Origin of the sequence: Reinekea marina (genome assembly GCF_030409715.1) — a bacterium.
GTDB classification, from domain to species: Bacteria; Pseudomonadota; Gammaproteobacteria; order Pseudomonadales; family Natronospirillaceae; genus Reinekea; species Reinekea marina.
Genome location: NZ_JAUFQI010000001.1, coordinates 69,026 through 94,243 on the forward strand (window position 1 = coordinate 69,026; position 25,218 = coordinate 94,243).

The window sequence follows — 25,218 nt, forward strand, 5'->3', positions numbered from 1 at the left end:
TTAAGATATACACGGAAGGAGAAAGCCTTTATTGAGAAATTGATCACAAAGAATTCATGGGTGCCTTGTTGATTCTACCCAAGTTAATTAGGCTGGCCTAGTAATTTTGTCACAGCAAGGATGCCTATGACACTCGCCGTAACTTATAGCCGTGCCCACGTGGGTATGGAGGCTCCACTCGTCACCATCGAAGTACACATATCTGGAGGCTTGCCTGCCTTTTCAATTGTGGGTTTGGCTGAAACGGCCGTACGTGAAGCCAAAGAACGAGTTCGCTCAGCTATTTTGAATAGCCAATTTGATTTCCCCAATGGCCGGATCACCGTCAATATGGCGCCGGCCGACCTCCCTAAACAAGGTGGGCAATTTGATCTCGCCATAGCTTTGGGTATTCTCGCCGCCAGTGAACAGATTGCAATAGAAACGCTCAACACTTACGAATGGTTGGGTGAATTATCGCTTTCAGGGCATTTAAGCAACGGTCCTGGCGCATTACCTGCTGCCATGGCCTGCCACAAGGCTGGCCGTGCTTTAGTTTGCACAACTCAAAACGCCCAAGAAGCCGTGCTGGTTAAAGAGGCCAACGTGTACGGTGCCAGCCACCTGCTAGAAGTGTGTCGAATGTTAAAAGATGCCGACTTTACACTGTCCACGCCTACGGCGAGTGTTGAACCCAATGCACAACACTACCCCTGCATGTCTGATGTAAAAGGGCAAACCAGTGCTCGCAGAGCCTTAGAAATAGCCGCTGCGGGCAAACATAATTTATTGCTTTTTGGTCCACCGGGAACGGGCAAAACTCTGCTGGCCTCTCGATTACCTGGGCTTCTGCCTTCAATGACAGATTCTCAAGCGCTTGAAGTTGCAGCGGTGCAATCCGTCGCAGGGCTTCCTCTTACATGGCAGCAAAGACCATTTCGAAGCCCGCATCACTCGGCTTCAGCGGCCGCTTTAATTGGCGGCGGCAGTATTCCTAAGCCGGGTGAAGTCACTTTGGCGCACCAAGGCGTGCTATTCTTAGATGAGTTACCAGAGTTCCCTCGCCATGTTCTCGACGTGTTACGCGAACCTCTTGAAAGCCACGAAGTGTGCATTTCAAGGGCAGCACGCCAATGCACTTTCCCGGCTGGGTTTCAGTTGGTGGCAGCCATGAACCCGACACCCGGCGGCTATGGTGCCGATGACCCACGTTCAAAACGATATTCACCCGATCAAATTCAACGCTACATTTCGCGATTATCCGGTCCATTTCTCGATCGCATAGACCTCCATATAGAAGTCCCTACACTCCCTAAAGAGCTGTTATTAACAGACCAACCCGCTGAAAGCAGCAAAGATATCAGAGTAAGAGTTGAACAAGCATGGCAAGCACAGTTGTCACGTCAGGGTTGTTCAAACAGTGAGTTGTCGGGGAAACAGTTAGAATCTATTTGTAAAGTGTCCGCAGCCGAAAAGGCACTGTTGGATAATGCCATTGATCGGCTGGGGTTAAGTGCTCGTGCCTACCATCGAATTTTAAAAGTGGCGCGCACTGTGGCCGATTTAAAAAACCAGCCACTCATTGATAAGCCCGCAATCATTGAAGCGTTAAATTGCAGGCAGCTAGAAAAACTACTGGGTAAATGGTAGGGGTGGAAACCTCTACTATAAGTCCATATCGTATTCTATTTGCACGGCACAGTGAGGGCTTAATCGAGGTTCACGAATGATCGTGGCCTCTACGATAAAGTCGGCAATGTTAGGCGTTACAAATTGGTAATCGTATCGCGCGCCGTTGACTTGAGCTTCATCAAAAGGCCAAAAAGTATGCTGACGATCTTTTTTGTTTACGGATCTAAAGCCATCAACAAAGCCGATCGGTCCGGTCACTTGATCCATCCAGGCTCGTTCTTCAGGTAAAAATCCGGGTTCACGCTGATGAGATTCCCAATTGCCTAAATCTACTGAACGGTGGGCAATGTGAAATGAACCTGTGAATATAAACTCGCGGCGTTTGCGACGAGTCTTTTTAAAATGTAATTGCAGCGCTTCTAAGTAGTCGAGCTTATCATCTACATCTTCAATATAATCGGCTTGTGGCACCCAAATAGAAGCCACACTGACGTTATCGAAATCGGCCTGAATAAAGCCGCCCTGCAAGTCACAATTCATGTTTCCAAAACCACGCATCACCGCCTTTGGCATAACACGACTGTATATGGCCGTACCGGCATGGCCATCTTCATCGGCATCGAAAAAGAAGGCGTTAAATCCAGGAACATCTAATAGGTTTTCTGGCAGCTGGTATTCTTTGCTTCGGGTATCCTGAATGCAGACGACGTCGGCATCGACGTGTGTCAACCAGTCGAGGAATCCTCGCTCTGCCGCATTGACCAGGCCATTCACATTCAAGGTTATTACTTTCATTCGGTTCTTCCAGATATTAAAAAGAAGGCCTCAGTTATGCCCTCAATTATTGAGTCAAATTTCTAACTGCGTATGTTACTCGATTTTCACGTATAATGCCGACCTCGGAACGTGTAAAACGCCAATTCCGTCCGAATTTTTATCATTTTTATAAGGTCTACTTAATGAATAGTACAGAAACTGCAAAAAGTACAGACACATTACACGATTGGCAACGATCATTTATTGAATTTGCACTGGAAAAACAAGTGCTACAGTTTGGTGAATTTACGTTGAAGTCTGGCCGAGTCAGCCCTTACTTTTTTAACGCAGGCAATTTTAACGATGGCGAATCTCAACAACGAATCGGAGAGATATACGCCAAAACGCTGGTCGAATCTGACATCGACTTCGATCTAGTTTTTGGACCGGCCTACAAAGGTATTCCCTTGGCGGCGTCTACCGTGTTTGCTCTACAAAACAGCCATGGTCAAAATAAGTTTTTTTCATTCAACCGCAAAGAAGCAAAAGATCACGGTGAAGGTGGCACCATCGTTGGCGCACCATTAGAGGGCAATTTAGTCCTAGTTGATGACGTTATTACGGCAGGAACAGCCATTAAAGAAACGCTTTCCTTATTAGAAGCATTCCCAAGTGCCTCTTTGACGGCTGCAGTGATCTTGATTGATCGCCAAGAAAAGCTGGCCGACTCTGATTTATCGGCGATTCAAGCGCTAGAGCAAAACTTTGGCTTACGCATTTTGCCGGCTATTCGCTTGGATCAGATTATGAAGTACTTAGAAGACAACGGAAATCACAAAGAAGCCCTAATTGCCATGAAGAATTACCGTGAGCAATACGGTGTTTAAACGAGCTCATTCAGTCTGGGTTCACCGACCAATGGGTATAAAGAACGAGACCCACATCACTTGTGGTTTGGCAATTTAACGATATAGTAATAACAGTATCAATTTAGGCAGTTATTCATGAAACGCATTATCAGCGCTACTATTTTAGTATCTTTTATTGGGTTGGCCACCAGTGTCAGCGCCGCCCAGTTTTATCGTTGGAAAGATGAACAAGGCAACCTATTTGTTCAAAGCTATATACCGCCAGAATATGTCGCCAATGGCTATGAAATCGTTGATGAGGCTGGGAATTTAATTAAATCGGTTGCGCCTCAAATCAGCGAAGCAGAAAAGCAAGCCAAAGAACTCTCACGAATTAATGGCGAAATGCAGCGCGCACGCGATGAAGAGCTACTTAAGTTTTATCGCTCGCCTTCCGATGTTGATCGTGCCATGAGTACTTGGTTGAGCCGAATGGACATGGAAATTCGCGTAAAGCAAAACCGGATACGGATCAAAGAAAATGAGTTTGCAAAACTGCAGGAGCAGGCAGCAAATTTAGAGCGTAGCGGTCAAACGGTCGATCCAGAGATTGAAGAAAAGATGAAATCCATTCGTTTAGAAATCGAGCAATTTAAATTAGAGATACGTGAAGTTCAACTTCGGCAAGATGAATCACGTGGACAATTTGAGCTAGACCGAGAACGCATGGTCGAACTGTGGAAGATTATCACGGGTGAAGAATGGGTAGATAAAGAAGAATCCACAGATTCGAGTGCCGAGTAGAACTTTTTGACCTCCTCGCGGTCTAAACCACATTCCACAGGAGGTCACCATGTTCAAGTATATTTTAATGGCGGTTAGTTTATTCGCCTTTACCGCAACAGCCCACGCCAACACGCCGATATCAGCTTTTAGCACCAACCAGCCGAATTCAACCACCGCGCTTGATCATTCCGATTGGCAGTACTTCTTAGACACCCATTTAAACTACGATGAATTTGGGCAATCTTACTTTTCATATCAGCAAGTCACACCGCAAGAACTTGCCATGTTAAACAACTATATACAGCGCATGGAAAAGGTAAAACCACACCAACTCAGTGCCATCGAAGAAAAAGCATTTTGGATTAATCTGTATAACGCACTGACTGTAAAAGTTGTTTTAGACGCCTACCCTGTAGATTCCATCAAGGATATTGATGGCAAGTTTGGTGGTTTATTTGCCACTGGCCCGTGGGAGAAAGAACGCATCATGGTCAGTGGCGTTGGGTTAAGCTTAAACAATATAGAACACGATATTGTTCGCCCAAAATACAATGACTACCGCATTCACTTTGCACTCAACTGCGCCGCGAAAGGCTGCCCTAACCTTTCTAACCAGGTGTTTACGGCGTCTAATATCGAACAACAGCTAAACGAAGCCGAAGCTACTTTTGTCAATCACCAACGCGGTGTTCGGTTTGATGGCCGACAGTTGGTGTTATCTAAAATTTTTGACTGGTATTTAGAAGATTTTGCACAAAATGAAACCGCCTTGATTCAGCTTATCGCCCCGAAAGTCAACGCTACAACGCGAGCTCGCTTGAATGGCTACAAAGGTAAAATTAAATACGAATACGATTGGTCACTTAACGAGGTCGCACAGCCGTGAAAAAAATCATCATACTAACCGCTGCTTTACTAGTGATTGGGTCTTATTTCTATTTCGATTTAGGTCAATGGCTAACGCTTGAGCAACTAAAAAGCCAACAAGCCGCGCTCGAAGGGTATCGAGCCAACAACCCAATATTGGTTGCTCTCATTTATATGTTGACCTACATCGTCATTGCCGCACTTTCTTTACCGGGTTCGGCCATAATGACGCTTAGTGGCGGCGCGATTTTTGGATTAACACTAGGAACAGGGCTTGCTTTAGTCTCCGCAACTATTGGGGCTACATTTGCGTTTTTAATCGCCCGATTCTTATTAAAAGATTGGGTACAGACCAAGTTTGGTGATCGTATCGGTGCTATAAACCAAGGCATCAACAAAGATGGCGCCTTTTACTTATTCAGCCTTCGGCTCGTACCTGTGTTTCCCTTTTTCGTGATCAACGTAGTGATGGGCATCACCACCTTAAAGGTTTGGACTTTTTTCTGGGTATCTCTCATCGGGATGTTGGCAGGCGCAGCGGTTTACGCAAATGCTGGAACCCAGTTGGCTAAAATAGACAGCTTAGGAGATATTGCCTCGCCCGCTATTTTACTATCGTTCGTTTTATTAGGTATCTTCCCGATTCTCGCGAAGAAAATCATCGAGTTTATTCGTCAACGAATGGTTGTTAATACCAATAGCGAACAACAAAGTTAAAAAAGTTGTATCCATTATTAGGCTTCTTGATATCACCGTTGGATAAATGCTGATATCGAGTGCCTAACTCCCAGTCCCCTAGAGAAACAGCTAAGCCTAGGACTTCACCAAATTGGAAATGAGTGCTAATTTCACGATCTTGATGTTCTGTTAAACTGAGCCAATTCGCACTCAAACCCGTTTCAAGCGCAGGCGAACCAGGCAAATTTGCAAACCTCCAAGACAGAACAGGCATAAACCCTAGCTGAACATTTTGGGGCGAAGGGGTTATTTGACCAAATGAAAACTCATAATGCCCCGTTAACGAAATGGGTCCAATGGCAGTAATCGTTTCATCCATAGACCACAGCCAAAGCAAGCGGGAACGATCAAAATCACCGTCCGAACCTTGATCAAACCCAATGCCATCTAACTTCATTGGATTCCAAACTAACAAAGAAGCCACACTCACACCAATCGCACTTTCTCGCCAAGGAAGATCTTGAGCGTAAATCGATTGCTGCGCAGACGTAAGCAACAAAACAAGCACCAACAAAATTTTTGGCATGTCATTCTCAACGTGATGGAATGTAGGTAAGTTTAGGGAGAAGGGAGTGCTGCTGCAAGTTGGGGTGGGTTATTGGCTTCGGGCTTCGGGCTGCGAGTAAAGTCACAACACTAGAACAATCGCGTCTTCGCTTTGCTTCGAGCGCTTATATGGACCCGTCCGTTGTTGCAAGCCACTTATTTTACATTAGATTGAGATTGCACGCTTATATTCGGCTTCTTATTTAGGACGGCCGTCGCCTTCTGTCCTGAGCCATTATGAGTTGTGCTCTTACTGTCCTGATCTCCTACGCGGCTTCTTTGAGCCAAAGCGCTCTCAAGGGTTCAGTAAGTCGATCTTATCTTTTGTGTCTTAAGGGTCTGCGCAACCTCTAGGTTAATCTGATTTATAACTTCTAACTTACCTTGCTGGTTCTTTTTCTCTTTTGACTTAAGAGTGGTATACCGAACCATTTTTCATCAGTGCCCAACTGATTCTGGCGAGCTTATTCGCGAGTGCCACGATGATGACATTGGGATGCTTGTTCCCTTCGTGCTTCATCACCCATTGCTTTAGAGCACTGTCTTTTTCCTGCCGCTGCAAGGATTTATAAGCCGACCTCGCGCCATGCACCAGCATCTTACGGATCTGTTTATTGCCTTGTTTACTAATGCCAAGCAAGACATCTTTCCCTCCGCTGGAGTGCTGTCTGGGAACCAACCCCAGTGAAGCACTGACATGACGACCACTGGCAAACGATGCAGCCTTGCCAATGTGACTGTAGAGAAGCGTTGAGATGATTGGACCGATACCCGGTATGCTTTGAAGACGCTTACAGGTTTCATTTGAGTTGGCGATCTGCGCGATTTCTTTGGCGTATTGCTGCTCTTGCTGTTCGCGTTGCAACCACTGCTGCCTGAGGTCGGCTATCATTCGCCGACCTCGAACGCTGAGCTCATTCGTTCCATCCTCTAACACCAATAACACCTGCTCACGGATAGCTTTTGCACCCTTAGGAAGAATGACTCCATATTCAGCCAACAGACCTCGGAGCTCATTGCCTACGGCAACACGCTCTTTCACTATACGCTCCCGAACACGATGCAACGCCTGAAGATCTTGTTGCTCAACATTTTTTACAGCAACGGTCGGCATGGTTGGTCGACTCGCTGCTTCAGCGATGCCAAGAGCATCCCTGGTGTCATTTTTGTTCACCTGAACGAAGGGTTTAACGTAACGAGGGTGTATAACTTTAACGGTGTGACCGAGCTTAGCCAACTGCCTAGCCCAGTAATGGGATCCGCTGCAAGCTTCCATAGCGACGACAGATGTTGGCTGCTTCGCAAGAAAAGGCAACACTTGAGCACGCTTGAGCTGCTTCTTTTTAATCTCATTGCCGCGATGATCTAACACAGACAATTGAAAAACAGACTTCGCCAAATCAAGACCGATAATGTTAGTATTTTGCATGATGGATCCTCCTGCTGGATGCCGTACCTGATTAGAGTTTTGCAACTTAATCATGGCACAAGTGGGACGGGTCCATCTCATTTCTTACTTTGTCTTGGCGCTGATGATTAGCTTTGGTGGTGGGTTTCGCTGGAATGGACATCTGAGTCATGGATGGCGAAGTTGAGCGGCGCAGGATGCGCGAACAGCGACCCATGTAAGTGGAACACACTGCCGATGCGGGTTAAGCCGGTTTTAGGCCGCGGGGGTTTTAGCTGCAAGTTTCAAGCTGCAAGCTGCAAGCTGCAAGTAAATTCACAACATTAGAACAATCGCGTCTTCGCTTTGCTTCGAGCGCTCTTACTTTGTCTTGGCGCTGATGATTAGCTTTGGTGGTGGGTTTCGCTGGAATGGGCATCTGAGCCATGGGTGGCGAAGTTGAGCGGCGCAGGATGCGCGAACAGCGACCCATGTAAGTGGAACACACTGCCGATGCGGGTTAAGCCGGTTTTAGGCCGCGGGGGGTTTAGCTGCAAGTTTCAAGCTGCAAGCTGCAAGTAAATTCACAACATTAGAACAATCGCGTCTTCGCTTTGCTTCGAGCGCTCTTACTTTGTCTTGGCGCTGATGATTAGCTTTGGTGGTGGGTTTCGCTGGAATGGGCATCTGAGTCATGGATGGCGAAGTTGAGCGGCGCAGGATGCGCGAACAGCGACCCATGTAAGTGGAACACACTGCCGATGCGGGTTAAGCCGGTTTTAGGCCGCGGGGGTTTTAGCTGCAAGTTTCAAGCTGCAAGCTGCAAGTAAAGTCAAAACATTTAAGCTATCGCGTCTTCGCTTTGCTTTTTATTGCAATACTAAGTTGAAGGTTTCGGGGTTCGCGCGACCTTGAAACTTAGGTATACTCACTTTAGATTTTTTGTAGAGAAGCACCGTGAGAAGAGCCCTAGTATTCAGCTTACTCGCCTTATTATTGGTGGCGTGTGGCAATAAAGGTCCGTTGGTACTGCCTATAGATGCAACTTCACCTGTAACCATCGTGGTTCAATAACGTAAAGGTTCCCCCGCTTGATGTCCGCATTTACTTATCAGCAAGATCAATTGTATGTCGAAAACGTATCTTTAACAGAGCTCGCCGAAACTCACGGTACACCGCTTTATGTTTACTCTAAAAGCGCAATCGAGCAACAATTCGATGCCTATCAACAAGGTCTTGGCGGCCATGATGGGTTAATTTGTTTTGCCGTGAAAGCCAACTCCAATTTAGCGGTTTTAAACTGTTTAGCAAAACGCGGAGCCGGCTTTGATATTGTTTCTCAGGGCGAACTTGAGCGAGTAATTGCAGCCGGCGGTGATGCAAGCAAAATTGTATTTTCTGGTGTTGCTAAGCAAGCAAAAGAAATGGAACGGGCACTCGAACTTGGCATTCACTGCTTTAATGTCGAATCGGATGAAGAGCTCGATCGGCTAAATGATGTTGCGGCCAAGTTAAATGTGAAAGCACCCGTCTCATTTCGCGTCAACCCCGATGTTGATGCCCAAACGCACCCTTATATATCGACAGGACTGCGTGAAAACAAATTTGGTATTGATATTCGCACCGTAAAAGCAACTTATCAGCGCGCCGCTCAAATGAGCCATATTAATGTGGTTGGAATGGATTGCCATATAGGCTCACAATTACTAGAAGCCCAGCCCTTTGAAGACGCTATCGACCGGTTATTAACGCTGGTCGACGAGTTATCGGCCATCGGTATTAACCTCAAGCACATTGATATGGGTGGTGGAATCGGCGTTAAGTACTCAGAAGACGACATTGAACCTAATGTGACTCAATATATTCAAAAACTGGTCAACCATCTTAAATCTCGCAATTTAGCCTTAGTTTTAGAACCAGGAAGAAGCATCGTAGCGAACGCAGGTGTATTAGTAAGCCGAGTTGAATACTTAAAAGACAATGGCGAACATCATTTCGCAATCATAGATGGCGGCATGAATGACCTAATACGCCCCGCCCTGTACCAAGCTTGGATGGAAATTAAACCTGTTCAACCGCGTAGCGATGGCAAAGAAGCGTATTGGGATTTTGTCGGACCTATTTGCGAAACAGGTGATTTTTTAGGCAAAAATCGTAAAATGTCTTTAAAATCAGGTGATTTGATTGCGGTGATGTCGGCAGGCGCCTATAGTTTTGTAATGGCATCGAACTATAATACCCGTGGTCGCCCTGCTGAAATATTAGTCAGCGACCGTGAAGCTAAAGTAGTACGTCAACGTGAACAGTTGTCCGATTTATGGGCGTTAGAATCTCTTGGGGAATAAGCATTTCATGCGCTTAAAATTTACGAAAATGCACGGACTCGGCAATGATTTCATGGTCGTTGATGGCGTATCCCAAGAGGTTGAACTTTCTCCTGAATTAATTGAGCAGTGGGCTGATCGGCATTTTGGCGTTGGCTTCGACCAACTGCTCTTAGTAGAACCTCCTACACGGCCAGACCGAGACTTTAAATACCGCATTTTCAACGCCGATGGTACCGAGGTCGAAAACTGCGGTAATGGCGCACGTTGTTTTGCTCGATTTGTTTTAGACGCCAAATTAATCAAAGCAACAACGATTCGTGTAGAAACCGCGGGCGGCGATTTAGAACTTCATGTTCAAGAAGACGGCCAAGTAACCGTCGATATGGGTCGTCCTCGATTAAATCCAAGTAAAATACCTTTCAATGCCGATGAAAAAGCACCGCTTTACCCCATTGAAGTGAATGGTGAAACGCTGCATATCAGTGCTGTTGGCATGGGTAACCCTCATTGTGTCATTCGCACCGAAGATGTAGACACCGCAGAAGTAGAAGCTCTGGGTACCGCAGTGGAAAGTCACTCTGATTTCCCACAACGCGTCAATGTTGGCTTTATGCAAATAGTTTCCCCTACGCACATAAAATTGCGTGTATTTGAGCGCGGCGTTGGAGAGACCATGGCCTGTGGCACAGGAGCATGTGCAGCGGTTGTAGCGGGTATCATAAATAACTGGCTTGAACACAAGGTGACTGTTACCTTACCAGGTGGCGATTTAACAATTGAATGGTCCGGTGAAGGGAACGTTAGAATGACAGGACCCGTGGCAACCGTATATCAAGGAGTGTTGGTTTGACCGAAGTGATCAATAATGATGAATTTAGCGAAGAAGATATTGTTCGTTATTTAAAGCAACACCCTTCATTTTTTGAACATCATCCTATGTTGTTGAAGCGCTTGCATTTACAGCATGATAGCGGCCAAGCGATCTCCTTAATTGAACGCCAAAATCATATTTTTCGCCAAGAAAATCGAGATTTGATCGACCGATTAAATAAATTCATCAATGTTGCGCAAAGAAACGATCGCCTATTTTTAAAGCTGCAAGCCTTAGTATTAAAATTAATCGAATGCGAGCAACTGAATGAAATGGCGGCTATTTTACAAAAAGGCTTAATTGAAAACTTTGATGTAGACGATGTGCAGCTAGTGCTTAGCCACCAAGTCAGCCGTGATGGAGACCTATGGTTACATTGCGATAAGCACACCTTATTGAAACAGTTTCCTTCGGTTATCAAAGATCAAAAAAGTAGTTGTGGCATCTTTGATGAAGAAACTCGAAGCTTATTATTTGGCCAAACCCCAATGGGCTCCCTTGCACTAGGAGCCATCAAATGTAAATCTGGGCAAGTGGGGATTTTAGCACTCGGCAGCAAGAGTGATGCTCATTTTCGATCGGGGACTGATACCCTATTTTTAAGCCATCTCGCGAATGTGATCAGTCGTTTGCTGGATCGTTTTTCAGACTGACCTCTACTTTTTCCATAAAGCTTAATCCAACATGTGCGTCATAATAAGCGGCTTCGTTTATAAAAGCGCCATACACTTTGTCTTTGCCTTGGTAAGGGATGGTTGTTCCATCAAGCTTCATAAACAAGGGATCGCCAGGGTTAATGGGCTGGTAATCTTGATCTTGTAAATTTGGATGCACCATTGCGGTGATCTCACCCTGCTCGTTTTCAGGCAGTTTAACTTTTTCAATAAACCGATAACCTTCGCGAACTTGAGGCTTAACAGGGCTTTCGCCTTGGTTTATTAATTCCAGATAATCCAAGCAATGTTTGGTTGCTTCACGAGTAGACTGATAAACATCGGCTCTCAGCAAACCTTGAGGCACTGCGCCTACCTCTATCAAAAAGCCATTAAAGCGAGCAGTAGACGTTAAGAAGCTATCTTCCAGGCGCTCAACGGGATCAAAAAACAACGTTGCTTCGGGCATTTTATCTTGAACATAAAACGCCATTCCTACCACTAAAGGATCATCGGTGTTAAAAATTAGCGTCATGCCCATGTTAGCGGTGGTAGTATGTAGGTCGATAATAAAATCGACGCGCGGGTTTTCTTTAGGCCCCAGCAACGTATTAATAACTTTTGCACGGCTATGTTCGTAGCCACTTAAACAGGGGTTATTGAGATCTTGAATTTTGAATTGGCGGTTGAGATCTTGATCGATGTACCGCCGATTGGCTTTGTTGGCTTGCGGATTGGCTAAGTGAAGTTCTGTTGCGAAATTTGTTCTAGAAACTTCTTCAGGTGCTTCGCGCCAATGTTTTAGCAGATGCACGCCAGTCAGTTCATTACCATGCGTACCACCTGTGATGGCGACTTTTTTAATTCGTGACATGCCGCAAACCTTTTAACCTATTTATTTACGGCATAGCTTAGCAGATGTTGAATAGCTCGGTCAGCCAATATCATCCACAATGGAGTCAATCATTCGATCAAACAATGGGTCTTCAGCTATGGGCGTAAAGACTTCATCACGCATTCCCATCGCTAATCCAATCGCTGATCTTTCGACAATTTTTTCTCCTTGGCTGTCGGTAAAAATGTATTTCGCTCCTTCTCCGACAATTAGACTGAGTTCACCTCGCTTAACTTCGCCTGGCTGTAATTCAATATCGAACCATTGCTGCAGAGCTAAAGATTCAACTTGATCTAAATAATAACTTAAATCAGCCTGGCGAAGCTCTTGAACAGGTTCGTCGACCGGCAAGGGTATTTCGGCCTCAATAACTCTTTCGGCCTCTTCTGCGGCTTCTTCAAAGTTATCTAATTTGGCTTGTGCATCCCAAATATTCTCATCCAATGCGCCGCTATTAATGGCGTGCTGATCTTGAATAGACGTAATGATGGACTGCCGCTCAGCATCTGATAATCCAATACTTTTAAGACCGTCTTGAAGGCCCGAAAGCATTTTGGGCACGATCGTTGTAAAGCGTTTGCCGTGCGTCATTTGCACACTGGGTTGAAAACTCCAAACCAGTTCACGGGCAATTCTGGCACTGGTCTTCCAAGCCTGACATTCGCCCTGCTTTTTAAAAATAGCCGCCATTAAACGATACCATTTTTCTCCCAACAACAACTCTATGTCTTCTGGCAAACCTTGATCGGCCATTAGAGTGTCAATAAACACTCGCGTACGGTCTAAGGCTACGTGAGCTTCTACGGTGGCAATTTCGACTTGCTCAAGCTCACGTACTTTCGTTTCTGAATTAGCGCGATAGCTCTCATGCAATTCAGTAAATTGCTCTAACAAGGTCGAGAATATTTCGATGTTATCGTCTAAATCATGGTTCAGTTGATCAACAATGTGTTCCATTCCGGTAAGCAATGCATCGCCTTCGACATTGTCTTGCTTATGCCAACCGTTGGCCGCTTTGGCCATTTTATTCAGTAACTGTCGCGCGGCATGTTCAGATTGTTGGAAAAATGATTTATCCAGCAACGCTACCTTAATTATGGGTATTTGCATGCGTGCTAATAATTGCTTCATGTATGGAGAAAGCTGATCATCATCAAGAATGTATTCGAACAGCATGGCAACTAAGGAAATCGTGCCGCTTTCTTGCGTGCCTTGCACCGATTGTGAAACTTGTTGAACCTGAGCACTGGTCCACTGCTTCAACTCATCCATATTGGTTGCGGCCGGGGCTGCATTTTGCTGTAGCAATGTGAATGAACTTAATAAATTAGTTAGCAATGCAGGGTCTATGGTAACCCCGCCGGCGTTGGCCATGGGTCCTGGCGTAAAACCACCTTGGCCTGTTGTTAAGTTAGGCTGGCCCGACACTTGTTGCTCCGACAACAGAGCCGCGACTTTAGATAAATCCGATGTATCAATGGAGCTGGGTGTTTCGCGCCTCGCATTTTCTAATTTTAAGTTGGGTAAGATGCCTTCTTCAATTAACCAATGGTTGCTGCTTTGGTAAAAATCGGTCAATTCGTTTACGGCTTTATCATCGAACAGGCGAAACAGCATCAGAGTGGTTTTTGTCGGGAATTCAAGTGACTCAAGTTGCTTAAAAACGATATCGCCAAAAACATAGGGCGTGAAAGGCGTTTCTTTATTGTGTAGTTTTTTTGCGCACGTTACCGCTAACATGCGTTCATGCCAAGCCAGCCATTCATTACCCGCCCGTTCATAAACTCGATTGGCAAAACTTGAAATAGCAAGATCTCGCTCAAGCTCTTGGTCTTCCATTAAGGATAAATCGTCTAACGCTTCGGCTTTTTCTTCATGCTTAGGCGCCCCTTCAGTCACCCACTTTCGAACATCATGAAGCATCAGTTGCTGTAAATTATCTTTTTGCTTGCGCAATTGACGAAGCTGATCAAAATATTTATTAGCGGCGAAGCCATCGACCGATTTTTCAGCTGTGTTAAAAAGAAACTCATCGGCGTGATTAAAAAATGCCGTCATTAGATTGGGCATGCGTTCGCAAAAACGGTCTGATAGCTTCGTAAGACGCTGATGATCAGGCGCTCGATTGAAGCGGCGATGCTGGTCCAACGACGTCACTGTCGCTGCGTTATTAGATGACATAATTTAAGAGCTCTCTATTACAACTGGGCTTAGTTTAGCTGATTGGTTGTTTTTAAACCGTAAGTTTGCCAAACAAATCACAGATCTGTGCACTCCCTAGCAATTTGATCAGTGTTCAACTATTTCAATATACTCATTTTCGATGACCTCGCCAACTTTTTGACTCTCTTTTACACATCACTCAGTTCTACTTAATTTGACGCCCATCTTTTGCCGAAGATCTAGATCATTAGACACCGTTCAACCTATAATACGGCTGAACCTGCAAAGAGCGTACTATGAAAATTTCACTCATCTGGGCTATGTCTGAAAACAACGTCATCGGTAGAGACAATAAGCTTCCGTGGCATTTACCAAACGACTTAAAGTATTTTAAACGGCTTACCACAGGAAAGCCGGTGATCATGGGCCGTAAGACCTATGAAAGCATCGGGCGTCCATTGCCAAACAGAACCAATATCGTTATTACTCGGGATCAGAGCTACCAAGCTGATGGCGTAAAGGTGGTAAACACTCTTGAAGCGGCGATTGAATTAGCCGAGGCTAATTGCTTAGTTAACGCGCAAGACGAGGTGATTGTAATGGGCGGGGCTGAAATATATAAGTTAGCTTTACCAAGCGCAGACCGGCTCTATGTTACGTTGGTACATGCTCAGGTTGAAGGCGATGCTTATTTTCCAGATATCGATTTAACTCAATACAACGAAGTCACGCGGGAGTTCTTCGAAAAAGACGGACCAAACCCTTATGACTATTCGTTTTGTGTGTTTGAAAAGCAAACGCACTGAGTAAAATTATGGGCCATTTAAAGTTTAGCAGCTGCCTTTAAATGGCCAAGGTATTAGCCTATTTGGTCTTCTGATTTATCTTTTACGAGTAAGACTAAGCCTAAAGCAAGTACTGCGGAAACAAAGAAACCAGCAACAACGGGCAATAACGTACCGTTAAAGAACCAGCCAATTGAGACCGAGACCACAACAGAGACAATGTTTTGCAACGTCCCCACAACGGCGGCACCGACACCGGCTAATTTCCCTAGGGGTACCATCGCTAAAGAGCTGAGATTGCCGAACAAAATCCCCACGCAAAACATGAGCATGAAACCAAGCAGCATGAATTGCCATAAGGTGGGGGAGCCTCCCTGTAGCATGGCTAACACCACTAAGATAAGCGCTAAGAGCATTTTGCCAATAAGAGCGTAAATGGCTAAGTTCAGTGCACCGATGCGCATCACAAGCCGGCCATTTACGTAACTCGCCGAACCGATGCCAAAGGCTAAGGCTGCAAAAAAGAATGGAAACTTATCGCCCAATCCATAAATGCCTTCAAAAATGGCTTGCGCGGAACCGACATAGGTTAGGAGCCCACCAAATATTACCCCTGACGCCATCGAGAACCCAAGTGTTCTTGGGTGGGAAACAACAATTTTGATGCCAAATCCTATCGACTTAGCATTCATCGGTCTACGATTTTCCGGCTGTAACGTTTCGGGTTGACGTATTGCCAGCCAGATCCCTGCAATCACCGACAGCACGACAAATAAACCAAAGATGGCACGCCAGCTGAATGCCAGCAAAATCGCCTGACCTACTAGTGGTGCAAGCATTGGCACCATAACAAAGGCAACCATCACGAATGACATAATTCGAGCCATCGCATTGCCAACAAACTTATCACGGACTAACGCCATGGTTGCAATTCGAGGGCCAGAAACACCGATGCCTTGAATAAATCGTCCAATCAACAAGGCCTCAAAAGACTGCGCTGTCATCGATAAAACCGCACCGAAACAAAACAACCCTATGCCCAATAATATGGAACCCTTTCGACCATAAGCATCTGAAAGAGGTCCAAAAAACAGCTGGCCAAACGCCATGCCTACAATAATGGCCGTAATGATCCATTGGGTCTGGCGAATATCTTGGATATTAAGATCAGCGGCGATCGTATTAAAGGCCGGTAGCATAATATCTAAGCTTAACGCGACCAAGGAAGACAGCAGCGCGATAAGCATGATGAACTCAGCAATGTGAGGTTGTTTTTGAGATTGAGACGGCATGGCCAAGGGGGACCCTAGAAAAATAGCGGCGCAGTTTACCACGCCAAAAAAAATAAACGAATGGTCAACTTAAAATCAATTGGAAACTTCACTGTACAGCGAGATGTTTGTGAAAATGCGTCATTTTCAGGCGCACGACTAGATTGTTTTGCCAGTTCGATTACCTTTGACCCTGAGTTGCGCCCACAAGGCTTTCAAACTACAACAAAAAACGCTACGGCCCATAACCTGAGCCGTCACAGGAGCAAAAATGAGCTTTTTTACCCATAAAGACTTCGATAACCACGAACAAGTCTGTTATTTCTCTGACCAAGACTCAGGACTCAAGGCCATTATCGCCGTTCATAACACCCAACTAGGTCCATCCCTAGGCGGTACACGATTTTTTGATTACGCCAGTGATGAAGATGCGCTGACCGACGCGCTTCGGTTATCTCGCGGAATGACCTATAAAAGTGCCATGGCTCGATTACCTTTAGGTGGTGGAAAATCTGTCATTATCGGGAACCCCAAGACATTAAAAAGCGAAGCATTACTGAAAGCATTCGGAAATGCGTTAGAACGTTTGAATGGCATTTATGTGGCCGCAGAAGACTCAGGCACCTCCGTACCAGACATGAAAGTTATTCATCAGCAAACTGAACATGTTACCGGTTACCATGAAAAAGTTGCTTCCGATGGCGGCAGCAAATCGGGTGATCCTTCTCCAGCCACCGCCTATGGTTGTTACCTTGGCATAAAAGCGGCCGTAAAACATAAGTTTAAGCGTGACGATATTGCGGGCCTTCGAATCGGAGTACAGGGCCTTGGTAATGTGGGTTACCGACTCGCCGAGTTTTTACATCAAGACGGGGCTCACATTATCGCTTGTGATCTAAATGAAGCGGCGCTAGAAAAAGCCAAACAAGAGCTGAACGCTGAAATAGTAGGCTTGAATGACATCTACAGCCAGCCGATGGATATTTTTGCCCCATGTGCAATGGGCGCAACGGTGAATCCAGAAACCTTAAAGCAACTCAACGTTACGATTATTGCCGGGAGCGCAAATAACCAACTCGATACACTGAAAACAGGTGAAGAGCTGCACACAAGCGGTACGCTTTACGCTCCCGATTACGTTATCAATGCTGGCGGCATAATTGATGTTTGTTACGAACACTTAGGTTTGTATGAAGCGGAAAAAGTAAATAAACACATCGAGGGGATTTACGACACCCTAATTGAAATTTTTGAACGCTCAGAAAAAGACAACATACCTACGGCTCTACTTGCCGATACCATTGCTCGCGAACGTCTTAATCAAGGCGTGCCAACGTTGGCATAAATCAATTGGGGAGCACACTCGTGCTTCCCAATTTAACGCTAAGTTACCAGTTCCTTTCCTAACGCTATCGCTTCTTTGCGATTTGCCACACTCAATTTTTTGTACAGATTATTAATGTGCGTTTTAACAGTACTTACGGCAATAAACATTGCATTTGCGATGTCGTCGTTGCTTTTTCCATCGATAATATACTGCAACACACGCCACTCCTTTTTCGAAATGCCTAAGGCCAACAATCCATCCGGAACCTCTTCTTCACCTCGTCGACTGCTGGTGTTGCGTTGCTTGTATAAAATTAACAACTGCTCAACAAACTTCGATTGATCTTCTGGCAAGGTTTCTAATGCCATGTCTTCAAACAATGGCATGATCCAGTTTCGTAAATACAAAATGCTGGCGACAATTGAATTCTGTTGAATGAGCGGTAGAAGCAGCAGCAACTCGTTTTCAGCGTCTTCTTTTCGACCTTGAATGTTTAATAATGCCACCAATAAAATACCGAGCCTTATAAATTCAAACTGAAACGGTCGCCCTTCGTATTCTCGCAGCGGTTCGTAGATCTGCTCAATACGCTGCAATGCTTCTTCATATCGATGGCAAGCTATATGCCCGTATAGTTGAGCTCGCATCATCGAGTAATCTCGAGCACTGACTGGCTTTTTAATAACCGGTGACGTCTTTAACCAAGTTTCAATCTTCTTGGTTTCTTCATTTTGCCACCAATACATCAGCTGCACTTCCATCGAATAGGAAATAAGATGTTCGGCCACATCTTCGCGAGCCAAAATGCGCTCGTGCTTAGCAGACAGCTCTCGTGCAACGGTTGGCTTTCCTTTGAGCATTTCCATTTTTAACAGCCAGCCATACGAATGCTGCTGCCAAAATTCATCCCAGTTTTGCACGTAACTGTTTACATCATTAATAATTAAACGAGCTTCGCGCAAGTGGTAAGCCTCTAAGGCAAGCTCAGCTTGGCAGTATAATGAGAAGCATGCGTTATAGCCGCTGCTTACATTATGCGCCGCTGCATATTCTTGAACTTCTTTTGCTAACTGCAACGCATGGCTAAAATCACAACGTTGCTTCCAAATTTGTGCTTGTTGATTCAGGCTCCATAAAACCGCATCGTGGTTTCCCTCTTGCCGACTTAGCACTTCACTCTCTTCATAAATAGACAGAGCTCTGTCTAACTCGCCTTGTTCGAATTTCACATTGGCGTAAGTTAACAAGGCCGATTGTCTGCGAGTGTTTTTATCTGGGAATAGCTCAAGCGCAGCCTTAGCCGATTCTTCGGCCTGGCGATACAAACCCAGCCCATAAAATGCTTGAGATTGAACCGTTTCGTATTCGGCCTTAAGAATTTCAGCGTCCATCGATTGATCGTGGATATGAGAAACCGCCATGTCTAACATCGGTTGCACCCGCTTTGGGTCTCCGGAAATAGCTTCAACCCAGCAATAAACCAGCGTCAACTGACTGTTACTGGCAATAACCGAATCAGGCAGCGCCACTAAACAGGATTTAACCAATTCATAATGGGCTTTATGGATCAGGTCATCGCCGTAGTTCACTAATATACTGACGATCTGATCTTGATCTTGGGAGCGAATGGCATGGTCTACAGCACCCACAATATAGCCCATCGTTAAAAAGGCATTACTGGCTTTAAAGTGCAACGCTTTTACATCGTCTCCGAGTGCGGTGTTCAACTTATGTTGCAGGAATTCACGCAAAAGATGGTGGTAGCGGAACCATTGTTGAGGCTCATTGAATTGCACAATAAATAGATTTTGGCGCTGTAAAAATTCTAACACTTCATGCACGTTAATGTTTTGCGTCAGTGCTTCACCTATGTCGACATTAAATCGTTTTACGATACTGGTCGACAGCATAAATTGCTTTACGTCTTCAGGCAGTGCATCGAACACTTCTGACTCAAAATAATCGATAGCGTTTAAGTCTTTCTGATCTAACCGAGCTTTGAGTTCGTCGAACGATGGCTTAGTTTTTAGGCCAAGTACAATTAACTGTAAACCAACAGCCCACCCTTCGACGTGCTCTAGCAACTGCTTTACATCATTTTCAGCGAGCTGAAAGCCACCGCCTAGGTGTTGGAAAAAACTCTGCGTTTCTGGAATCGTAAAGCCCAGTGTCTCAGCATTTATATCGGCGACCAACCCTTGCAGCCTTAAAGTCATGATACTGGCCGGCGGATCTGAACGAGTGGTCAATACTAATGTAACACTAGTTGGGATATGTTTTGTGAAGTAAGCAATCGCCTGATGCACTTCTTCATTATCAATGAGGTGATAGTCATCCAACACAATTATAAGGGGCTGTTTTGATCGATCTAGCTCGAAAAGTAGTTGCCCAAAAAGTGATTTCAATTGCGCTTGCTTTTCGTGAACACCGGAGTGGGTGAGTTGCTCGGATAACCGAATTTGTTTTGCAATGGCCGAGATAAAATAGGCGGCAAATAAGTTGGGATCGGTATCTTCAGGATCTAACGACACCCACGCCAGCCGTGTGTCTGGCTGTTGTTCTTTCAACGCTTTAGCACCGTGCAGCACAGCGGTTGTTTTACCAAACCCAGCAGGCGCGCTAAGCACCACCAAAGATTTTTGACACGCTCGTATAAACTCTTCGTCTAAACGAGACCGATGAATCGCGTTAGGCGGTAAATACGGCACCGATAATTTCGATGGAACTAAATATTGAGAAGAAATCGATTCACTCATGAATCACACACGGCCTAATTAGAATAACAGAATGATACATAATACAGACCTGAATAGGTGAGTTTCAAACAATCTCGATCAATGTTTAAGCATTTAATCACTTGAATCAGTAAAAAATTGATAATAAATGGCTATTTAACTCGAAAAGGACTCAATAGTTCGCCTACATATTTGCGCAATGGGTCGAACATCGCCAAAATAGCCGCCATCTATTTTCTGGCTTAGGAGAGTCCTAATGACTCAACCAACATCTGAACAGCTTTTTGAACGCGCCCAACAGCACATTCCTGGTGGCGTAAACTCGCCCGTTCGTGCTTTTAAGGGCGTCGGCGGTACACCGGTCTTTTTTGACCACGCCAAAGGCGCATACATGTTTGATACGCAAGGTAAACGGTATATCGATTACGTTTTATCTTGGGGGCCAATGATTTTAGGTCATAACGCGGAACCGGTGACTCAAGCGGTTCACGCACAAATAGACAAGGCGATGTCTTTTGGTGCTCCAACCCTACTTGAAGTCGAAATGGCTGAGAAAGTATGCGAGATTATCCCGACCATCGAGAAAGTGCGTATGGTTAACTCAGGGACCGAAGCCACCATGTCGGCAATTCGTTTAGCTCGCGGCCACACTGGCCGTGATTTACTGGTTAAGTTTGAAGGTTGCTACCATGGCCATGCGGACAGCTTACTTATTAAAGCCGGCTCTGGCGCATTAACGCTAGGGGTCCCTACCTCTCCTGGCGTTCCGGCCAGTGTTGCGAAGCACACCATTACATTGGAATACAATAACATTGACGATGTGAAAAAATGCTTTGCCGAGTTGGGCGACCAAATAGCCGCCGTCATAGTAGAGCCGGTTGCTGGCAACATGAACTGTATTCCTCCACGCGAAGGTTTTTTAGAAGCACTTAGAAGTGTGTGCGATGAATCCGGTGCAATTTTAATTTTTGATGAAGTCATGTGTGGGTTTCGTGTCGCTTTAGGCGGCGCTCAAGCTCATTACGGTGTGAAGGCTGATTTAACAACCTTAGGTAAAGTTATAGGTGGTGGTATGCCAGTGGCCGCATTTGGTGGACGCGCAGACATTATGGACAGCCTAGCACCCACCGGTCCTGTCTATCAAGCAGGCACATTATCGGGCAACCCTGTTGCCATGGCGGCGGGTTTGGCGGTGTTAGATGAAATTTCTAAACCTGGCGTATACGAGCAATTAACCGAACGGACCACGGCGTTAGTATCGGGCATTACAAATGCGGCTAAGGATGCGGGCATTGCGATGACATCGAATCAAGTCGGCAGTATGTTCGGGTTATTCTTTACCGATCAAACGTCGGTTTCAAGTTTTGCCGAAACCTCTAAATGTGATTCAAACGCCTTTAATACGTTTTTCCACGGCATGTTAGAAGAAGGGGTTTACTTAGCACCTTCAAGCTACGAAGCAGGCTTTATGTCTTTGTCACATAGTGAGCAAGATATCGATGACACTGTAGCGGCGGCTACTCGCGTACTGTCTAAAATGGCGGCTCAATAAGCGATAACTAAAGCCGCTTAGTACAATCACTAGGCGGCTTATTTTTACCAGGCCATTAACCTTGGCAAGCAATAGCTACTTTAGAACCACTGCTGCGACCTAAATGTTGGCATATAGACGTTCCGGCTTGTATTAGCTTGTCTAAATCAATGCCGTGATCGATGCCTAAACCATTGAGCATATAAACCACATCTTCTGTGGCGACATTACCCGATGCCCCTTGCGCATATGGGCACCCACCTAATCCTGCAACTGAACTATCTATCACCGAAACACCTAACTCCAAAGCTGCATATATATTTGCTAAGGCTTGGCCATAAGTATCGTGAAAATGAACGGCCAGTTTCTCAATCGGTACCTGTTGTTGCGTGGCCGCTATAATACGCCTTATCACTGCGGGTGTTCCTACTCCAATGGTGTCGCCCAAGGAAATTTCATAGCAACCCATGTCGAATAAAGTATGTGCTACTTCAGCTACTTTATCGATAGAAATATCGCCCTCGTATGGGCAACCTGCTATGCAAGATACATAGCCTCTCACAGGGATATTTGCTTTCTGCGCAGCTTCCATGACCGGTTTAAAGCGCACTATACTCTCTGCGATACTGCAATTAATATTTTTTTGACTGAAGCTTTCGGATGCCGCACCAAAAATGGCCACTTCAGATGCCCCTGCGGCTAATGCGGCTTCAAAGCCTTTCATGTTGGGCGTCAGTGCCGAATAAGTGACACCACGTTGTCGCTGCAAGCCATTAAACACATCGGCACTGCCGGCCATCTGCGGCACCCATTTCGGATTCACAAAACTGCCGGCTTCTATGTGAACAATACCGGCATCGACTAATTGATGAATCAACGAAAGTTTAGTAGCGACATTAATGGGTTGTTTTTCGTTTTGCAATCCATCGCGTGCACCAACCTCAACGATTCTCACTTTTTGCGGGTAACTCATCGAGTAAATGTCCTTTCTATTCTGAAACATTAAAGGCCAGTAATTCTGAGCCACCTTCAACTAATTCTCCGGCTTTATAAAAGAAGGTGTCCACTTGACCATCGGCCGGCGCTTTCACAGTATGCTCCATCTTCATGGCTTCCATGACCAACAAAGCATCTCCTTTCTTAACCGATTGACCGGGTTCGACCAACAAGGCCACCATGGTGCCATTCATAGGGGCGGTTAAACTCCCTGCAGCGCCGTGTGCATCGTCGATGCCTAAATCGGGCGTTGCAACTTTAAACTGCATCGTGCTATCTGCATGAACTTGGTTTGAACGATATACACTGTAAAACTCATCGTGTTGTGCCACATGCGCGGTTAACTGAACACCATCAATGTTAACGGCCATCTCATGATTGTTGAGCTGACCTTGGGCTTTCAGCACCTGATCATTAACAAGCAATTGATAAAAACCACTTTCACTGGAATCGTGAATAACGACCACACGATGCTCAGTTTCTTCAACCTGCAGATGAAAACTTTGCTGATTTGGTTCGCCAGAGCGCCAGGCACTCGTATCATGCCAAGGAGAAGTTGCATCACCACGGTTTAATCTGTGTTGTTCATTTTGTTGTTGCTGGCTGAGTACCAAATACAATCCCGCTAACGCCAAATCAAATGTGCTCAACTCGGGCATTGGTCTGAAAATTAGCGCATGATGCTTTTCAATGAACCCGGTATCGAGTTCAGCCGCTCTAAATGGCTTACACGCAGCAAGATCGTGCAAAAAACCTATGTTGGTGGTCATACCAGCCAATTGATACTCACGCAATGCTTTGGTTAAACGGCTTAACGCGCGATCTCGATCTTCATCCCACACCACCAATTTAGCGATCATTGGATCGTAAAACACACTGACTTCATCGCCTGCCACGACACCCGTATCAATACGGACATACTCAGATTCTTTCGGCGGGTTTAAATAGGCAATACGACCGGATACTGGTAGAAAATCGTTGCTAGGGTCTTCGGCGTAAATTCTAGCTTCGAAGGCATGACCGTTAATTGTGAGATCTTTTTGTTGACAAGGCAAAGGCTCACCTGACGCCACACGTAACTGCCACTCAACTAAATCTTGCCCCGAGATCATTTCGGTAACTGGGTGCTCCACCTGAAGACGAGTATTCATCTCCATAAAATAAAACGACCCATCTTCATCGAGCAGAAACTCAACAGTGCCTGCACCTTCGTAGTCAATTGCTTGCGCTGCTTGAATAGCGGCTTCACCCATCGCGCTTCGCAATGCTTCAGTCATGCCAGGTGCAGGTGCTTCTTCAATAATTTTTTGATGTCGACGCTGAACAGAACAGTCACGCTCAAAAAGATAAACGGCGTTTTTATGTTGATCACAAAATACTTGAATTTCGACATGGCGAGGCTGGGTTAAATACTTTTCAACCAACATGGTGTCATCACCAAAAGCGTTTAAAGATTCACGCTTCGCTGCGGCCAAGGCTTCATCAAATTCCGATTCCGACCATACTTGGCGCATGCCTTTGCCACCACCACCGGCGGTGGCTTTTAACAGCACGGGGTAACCCATGTCATTAGAAGCGTTTCGTAACACTTGCGGGTCTTGATCTTCACCATGATAACCTGGCACTAACGGAACACCGGCATCACCCATAATTTGTTTGGCCGCCGACTTAGACCCCATGGCTTCAATTGCGGATTTTGGTGGTCCGATAAAGGTTATATTGTGCTGAGCACAGGCATCACAAAAGGCGGCGTTTTCAGATAAAAATCCATAACCTGGGTGAATGGCTTGTGCACCGGTTTTAAGCGCTGCGTTAATTACTTTATCAACACACAGATAGGAATCGCGAGAGGCAGAACCGCCAATGTGCACAGCTTCGTCGGCGAGCGATACATGCAAAGCATTTTGGTCGGCATCGCTGTAAACAGCCACGGTGCGAACACCCATTTTTCGAGCGGTGCGAATCACTCGGCACGCAATTTCGCCTCGATTCGCTATTAGAATTTTATCAAACATCGCCTTTCCTTCTTATTTTTAACGACCAGTTGAAAGCACTTTGTTTAAGTTCATATCGTTATACTAAGCGATATAGTGCTCTTTCCAACCCATCTAAAATCTGTAGCTAA

29 protein-coding genes are annotated in these 25,218 nt (G+C 45.5%); 15 read left to right on the plus strand and 14 right to left on the minus strand.

All coding sequences use genetic code 11. From position 1 onward, the window contains the following. Positions 1–126 precede the first annotated feature (126 nt). Positions 127–1,629 carry a YifB family Mg chelatase-like AAA ATPase gene (locus QWZ13_RS00405; protein WP_290279974.1) on the plus strand — a complete coding sequence of 501 codons (1,503 nt, stop codon included), beginning with the start codon at positions 127–129 and terminating at the stop codon, positions 1,627–1,629. A 15-nt stretch (positions 1,630–1,644) separates the two neighbouring features. Here QWZ13_RS00405 and QWZ13_RS00410 read toward each other — a convergent pair whose 3' ends face one another. Then, a complete protein-coding gene (locus tag QWZ13_RS00410) occupies positions 1,645–2,385 on the minus strand; it encodes an exodeoxyribonuclease III (protein ID WP_290283216.1) in 741 nt (246 codons plus the stop codon). On the opposite strand from QWZ13_RS00410, the gene QWZ13_RS00415 reads away from it, so the two are divergent. The 5 genes from QWZ13_RS00415 to QWZ13_RS00435 all read left to right on the plus strand — a co-directional run bounded on the left by QWZ13_RS00415 (position 2,369) and on the right by QWZ13_RS00435 (position 5,585). Then, on the plus strand, positions 2,369–2,560 hold the full coding sequence (locus tag QWZ13_RS00415; RefSeq protein ID WP_290279975.1) for a hypothetical protein: 192 nt from the start codon (positions 2,369–2,371) through the stop codon (positions 2,558–2,560). The two genes, QWZ13_RS00410 and QWZ13_RS00415, sit on opposite strands and share 17 nt — an antisense overlap. After that, a complete protein-coding gene (gene pyrE, locus QWZ13_RS00420; RefSeq protein ID WP_435406690.1) occupies positions 2,502–3,254 on the plus strand; it encodes an orotate phosphoribosyltransferase in 753 nt (250 codons plus the stop codon). The genes QWZ13_RS00415 and pyrE overlap by 59 nt, the downstream gene beginning before the upstream one ends. Before the next feature lie 117 nt (positions 3,255–3,371). Continuing rightward, complete coding sequence (locus QWZ13_RS00425) at positions 3,372–4,019, plus strand: DUF4124 domain-containing protein (protein WP_216000613.1); 648 nt, start codon at positions 3,372–3,374, stop codon at positions 4,017–4,019. A gap of 49 nt (positions 4,020–4,068) precedes the next feature. Further along, complete coding sequence (locus tag QWZ13_RS00430) at positions 4,069–4,887, plus strand: DUF547 domain-containing protein (protein ID WP_290279976.1); 819 nt, start codon at positions 4,069–4,071, stop codon at positions 4,885–4,887. Further along, positions 4,884–5,585, plus strand: coding sequence for a TVP38/TMEM64 family protein (locus QWZ13_RS00435; RefSeq protein ID WP_290279977.1), 702 nt, complete (start codon positions 4,884–4,886; stop codon positions 5,583–5,585). The genes QWZ13_RS00430 and QWZ13_RS00435 overlap by 4 nt, the downstream gene beginning before the upstream one ends. Here QWZ13_RS00435 and QWZ13_RS00440 read toward each other — a convergent pair. The 7 genes from QWZ13_RS00440 to QWZ13_RS00470 form a co-directional block, all read right to left on the minus strand. Beyond that, positions 5,557–6,132: an acyloxyacyl hydrolase gene (locus QWZ13_RS00440; RefSeq protein ID WP_290279978.1), complete on the minus strand. Its 576-nt coding sequence runs from the start codon at positions 6,130–6,132 to the stop codon at positions 5,557–5,559. The two genes, QWZ13_RS00435 and QWZ13_RS00440, sit on opposite strands and share 29 nt — an antisense overlap. Positions 6,133–6,308: 176 nt before the next feature. Further along, on the minus strand, positions 6,309–6,440 hold the full coding sequence (locus QWZ13_RS00445; protein WP_290279979.1) for a hypothetical protein: 132 nt from the start codon (positions 6,438–6,440) through the stop codon (positions 6,309–6,311). Between the two features lie 15 nt (positions 6,441–6,455). Beyond that, positions 6,456–6,584 (minus strand): hypothetical protein, encoded by a 129-nt coding sequence (locus tag QWZ13_RS00450; protein WP_290279980.1) that lies wholly within the window; start codon positions 6,582–6,584, stop codon positions 6,456–6,458. Continuing rightward, complete coding sequence (locus QWZ13_RS00455) at positions 6,562–7,662, minus strand: IS110 family RNA-guided transposase (RefSeq protein ID WP_290279981.1); 1,101 nt, start codon at positions 7,660–7,662, stop codon at positions 6,562–6,564. The genes QWZ13_RS00450 and QWZ13_RS00455 overlap by 23 nt, the downstream gene beginning before the upstream one ends. Continuing rightward, positions 7,628–7,792 carry a hypothetical protein gene (locus QWZ13_RS00460; RefSeq protein WP_290279982.1) on the minus strand — a complete coding sequence of 55 codons (165 nt, stop codon included), beginning with the start codon at positions 7,790–7,792 and terminating at the stop codon, positions 7,628–7,630. The genes QWZ13_RS00455 and QWZ13_RS00460 overlap by 35 nt, the downstream gene beginning before the upstream one ends. Before the next feature lie 39 nt (positions 7,793–7,831). Continuing rightward, positions 7,832–8,047, minus strand: coding sequence for a hypothetical protein (locus QWZ13_RS00465; protein ID WP_290279983.1), 216 nt, complete (start codon positions 8,045–8,047; stop codon positions 7,832–7,834). A gap of 23 nt (positions 8,048–8,070) precedes the next feature. Then, complete coding sequence (locus QWZ13_RS00470) at positions 8,071–8,235, minus strand: hypothetical protein (protein ID WP_290279984.1); 165 nt, start codon at positions 8,233–8,235, stop codon at positions 8,071–8,073. 2 nt (positions 8,236–8,237) lie between these two features. On the opposite strand from QWZ13_RS00470, the gene QWZ13_RS00475 reads away from it, so the two are divergent. The 5 genes from QWZ13_RS00475 (at position 8,238) to QWZ13_RS00495 (ending at position 11,390) form a co-directional block, all read left to right on the plus strand. Continuing rightward, entirely contained in the window at positions 8,238–8,369 is a 132-nt protein-coding gene (locus tag QWZ13_RS00475; RefSeq protein WP_290279985.1) for a hypothetical protein, read from the plus strand. A 127-nt stretch (positions 8,370–8,496) separates the two neighbouring features. Then, positions 8,497–8,613, plus strand: a complete 117-nt coding sequence (gene lptM / locus QWZ13_RS20000; protein ID WP_216000617.1) for an LPS translocon maturation chaperone LptM — start codon at positions 8,497–8,499, stop codon at positions 8,611–8,613. 20 nt (positions 8,614–8,633) lie between these two features. Then, on the plus strand, positions 8,634–9,884 hold the full coding sequence (lysA, locus tag QWZ13_RS00485; protein ID WP_290279986.1) for a diaminopimelate decarboxylase: 1,251 nt from the start codon (positions 8,634–8,636) through the stop codon (positions 9,882–9,884). 7 nt (positions 9,885–9,891) lie between these two features. Then, complete coding sequence (gene dapF / locus QWZ13_RS00490; protein ID WP_216000619.1) at positions 9,892–10,716, plus strand: diaminopimelate epimerase; 825 nt, start codon at positions 9,892–9,894, stop codon at positions 10,714–10,716. 5 nt (positions 10,717–10,721) lie between these two features. After that, the gene (locus QWZ13_RS00495) at positions 10,722–11,390 is read left to right on the plus strand and encodes a DUF484 family protein (RefSeq protein WP_290283219.1); all 669 of its coding nucleotides are present in this window, start codon (positions 10,722–10,724) and stop codon (positions 11,388–11,390) included. Here QWZ13_RS00495 and QWZ13_RS00500 read toward each other — a convergent pair. Both QWZ13_RS00500 and QWZ13_RS00505 read right to left on the minus strand, forming a co-directional pair. Next, positions 11,359–12,264: an aspartoacylase gene (locus QWZ13_RS00500; protein ID WP_216000621.1), complete on the minus strand. Its 906-nt coding sequence runs from the start codon at positions 12,262–12,264 to the stop codon at positions 11,359–11,361. The genes QWZ13_RS00495 and QWZ13_RS00500 overlap by 32 nt on opposite strands. 60 nt (positions 12,265–12,324) lie before the next feature. Next, positions 12,325–14,466 carry a DUF1631 family protein gene (locus QWZ13_RS00505; RefSeq protein ID WP_290279987.1) on the minus strand — a complete coding sequence of 714 codons (2,142 nt, stop codon included), beginning with the start codon at positions 14,464–14,466 and terminating at the stop codon, positions 12,325–12,327. A gap of 278 nt (positions 14,467–14,744) precedes the next feature. On the opposite strand from QWZ13_RS00505, the gene QWZ13_RS00510 reads away from it, so the two are divergent. Next, entirely contained in the window at positions 14,745–15,254 is a 510-nt protein-coding gene (locus QWZ13_RS00510; RefSeq protein ID WP_290279988.1) for a dihydrofolate reductase, read from the plus strand. A gap of 53 nt (positions 15,255–15,307) precedes the next feature. Here the strand turns inward: QWZ13_RS00510 and QWZ13_RS00515 are convergent, their stop codons facing one another. Then, complete coding sequence (locus QWZ13_RS00515) at positions 15,308–16,525, minus strand: multidrug effflux MFS transporter (protein ID WP_290283220.1); 1,218 nt, start codon at positions 16,523–16,525, stop codon at positions 15,308–15,310. Between the two features lie 60 nt (positions 16,526–16,585). Here QWZ13_RS00515 and QWZ13_RS00520 point away from each other — a divergent pair, with 60 nt between their 5' ends. Next, entirely contained in the window at positions 16,586–16,795 is a 210-nt protein-coding gene (locus tag QWZ13_RS00520) for a hypothetical protein (RefSeq protein ID WP_290279989.1), read from the plus strand. Beyond that, complete coding sequence (locus tag QWZ13_RS00525; protein ID WP_290279990.1) at positions 16,776–17,849, plus strand: Leu/Phe/Val dehydrogenase; 1,074 nt, start codon at positions 16,776–16,778, stop codon at positions 17,847–17,849. Before QWZ13_RS00520 ends, QWZ13_RS00525 begins: the two co-directional genes overlap by 20 nt. 38 nt (positions 17,850–17,887) lie before the next feature. Here QWZ13_RS00525 and malT read toward each other — a convergent pair whose 3' ends face one another. Further along, positions 17,888–20,587 (minus strand): HTH-type transcriptional regulator MalT, encoded by a 2,700-nt coding sequence (gene malT, locus QWZ13_RS00530; protein WP_290279991.1) that lies wholly within the window; start codon positions 20,585–20,587, stop codon positions 17,888–17,890. Positions 20,588–20,822: 235 nt separating this feature from the next. On the opposite strand from malT, the gene hemL reads away from it, so the two are divergent. Further along, positions 20,823–22,118 (plus strand): glutamate-1-semialdehyde 2,1-aminomutase, encoded by a 1,296-nt coding sequence (gene hemL, locus QWZ13_RS00535; protein ID WP_216000627.1) that lies wholly within the window; start codon positions 20,823–20,825, stop codon positions 22,116–22,118. Between the two features lie 55 nt (positions 22,119–22,173). On the opposite strand, the gene QWZ13_RS00540 is transcribed toward hemL, so the two are convergent. Then, positions 22,174–23,070, minus strand: a complete 897-nt coding sequence (locus tag QWZ13_RS00540) for a hydroxymethylglutaryl-CoA lyase (RefSeq protein ID WP_290283221.1) — start codon at positions 23,068–23,070, stop codon at positions 22,174–22,176. Between the two features lie 16 nt (positions 23,071–23,086). Then, a complete protein-coding gene (locus QWZ13_RS00545; protein WP_290279992.1) occupies positions 23,087–25,108 on the minus strand; it encodes an acetyl/propionyl/methylcrotonyl-CoA carboxylase subunit alpha in 2,022 nt (673 codons plus the stop codon). Positions 25,109–25,218: the final 110 nt, after the last annotated feature.

Coding starts and splice junctions, on each gene's coding strand:
- QWZ13_RS00540 (WP_290283221.1), bottom strand. CDS start 23,070: ATGAGTTACCCGCAAAAAGTGAGAATCGTTGAGGTTGGTGCACGCGAT.
- QWZ13_RS00520 (WP_290279989.1), top strand. CDS start 16,586: ATGGTCAACTTAAAATCAATTGGAAACTTCACTGTACAGCGAGATGTT.
- QWZ13_RS00500 (WP_216000621.1), bottom strand. CDS start 12,264: ATGTCACGAATTAAAAAAGTCGCCATCACAGGTGGTACGCATGGTAAT.
- QWZ13_RS00405 (WP_290279974.1), top strand. CDS start 127: ATGACACTCGCCGTAACTTATAGCCGTGCCCACGTGGGTATGGAGGCT.
- QWZ13_RS00475 (WP_290279985.1), top strand. CDS start 8,238: ATGGCGAAGTTGAGCGGCGCAGGATGCGCGAACAGCGACCCATGTAAG.
- malT (WP_290279991.1), bottom strand. CDS start 20,587: ATGAGTGAATCGATTTCTTCTCAATATTTAGTTCCATCGAAATTATCG.
- QWZ13_RS00545 (WP_290279992.1), bottom strand. CDS start 25,108: ATGTTTGATAAAATTCTAATAGCGAATCGAGGCGAAATTGCGTGCCGA.
- QWZ13_RS00440 (WP_290279978.1), bottom strand. CDS start 6,132: ATGCCAAAAATTTTGTTGGTGCTTGTTTTGTTGCTTACGTCTGCGCAG.
- QWZ13_RS00450 (WP_290279980.1), bottom strand. CDS start 6,584: ATGGTTCGGTATACCACTCTTAAGTCAAAAGAGAAAAAGAACCAGCAA.
- QWZ13_RS00505 (WP_290279987.1), bottom strand. CDS start 14,466: ATGTCATCTAATAACGCAGCGACAGTGACGTCGTTGGACCAGCATCGC.
- lysA (WP_290279986.1), top strand. CDS start 8,634: ATGTCCGCATTTACTTATCAGCAAGATCAATTGTATGTCGAAAACGTA.
- QWZ13_RS00510 (WP_290279988.1), top strand. CDS start 14,745: ATGAAAATTTCACTCATCTGGGCTATGTCTGAAAACAACGTCATCGGT.
- QWZ13_RS00470 (WP_290279984.1), bottom strand. CDS start 8,235: ATGACTCAGATGCCCATTCCAGCGAAACCCACCACCAAAGCTAATCAT.
- hemL (WP_216000627.1), top strand. CDS start 20,823: ATGACTCAACCAACATCTGAACAGCTTTTTGAACGCGCCCAACAGCAC.
- dapF (WP_216000619.1), top strand. CDS start 9,892: ATGCGCTTAAAATTTACGAAAATGCACGGACTCGGCAATGATTTCATG.
- QWZ13_RS00425 (WP_216000613.1), top strand. CDS start 3,372: ATGAAACGCATTATCAGCGCTACTATTTTAGTATCTTTTATTGGGTTG.
- QWZ13_RS00515 (WP_290283220.1), bottom strand. CDS start 16,525: ATGCCGTCTCAATCTCAAAAACAACCTCACATTGCTGAGTTCATCATG.
- QWZ13_RS00525 (WP_290279990.1), top strand. CDS start 16,776: ATGAGCTTTTTTACCCATAAAGACTTCGATAACCACGAACAAGTCTGT.
- QWZ13_RS00455 (WP_290279981.1), bottom strand. CDS start 7,662: ATGAGATGGACCCGTCCCACTTGTGCCATGATTAAGTTGCAAAACTCT.
- pyrE (WP_435406690.1), top strand. CDS start 2,502: ATGCCGACCTCGGAACGTGTAAAACGCCAATTCCGTCCGAATTTTTAT.
- QWZ13_RS00430 (WP_290279976.1), top strand. CDS start 4,069: ATGTTCAAGTATATTTTAATGGCGGTTAGTTTATTCGCCTTTACCGCA.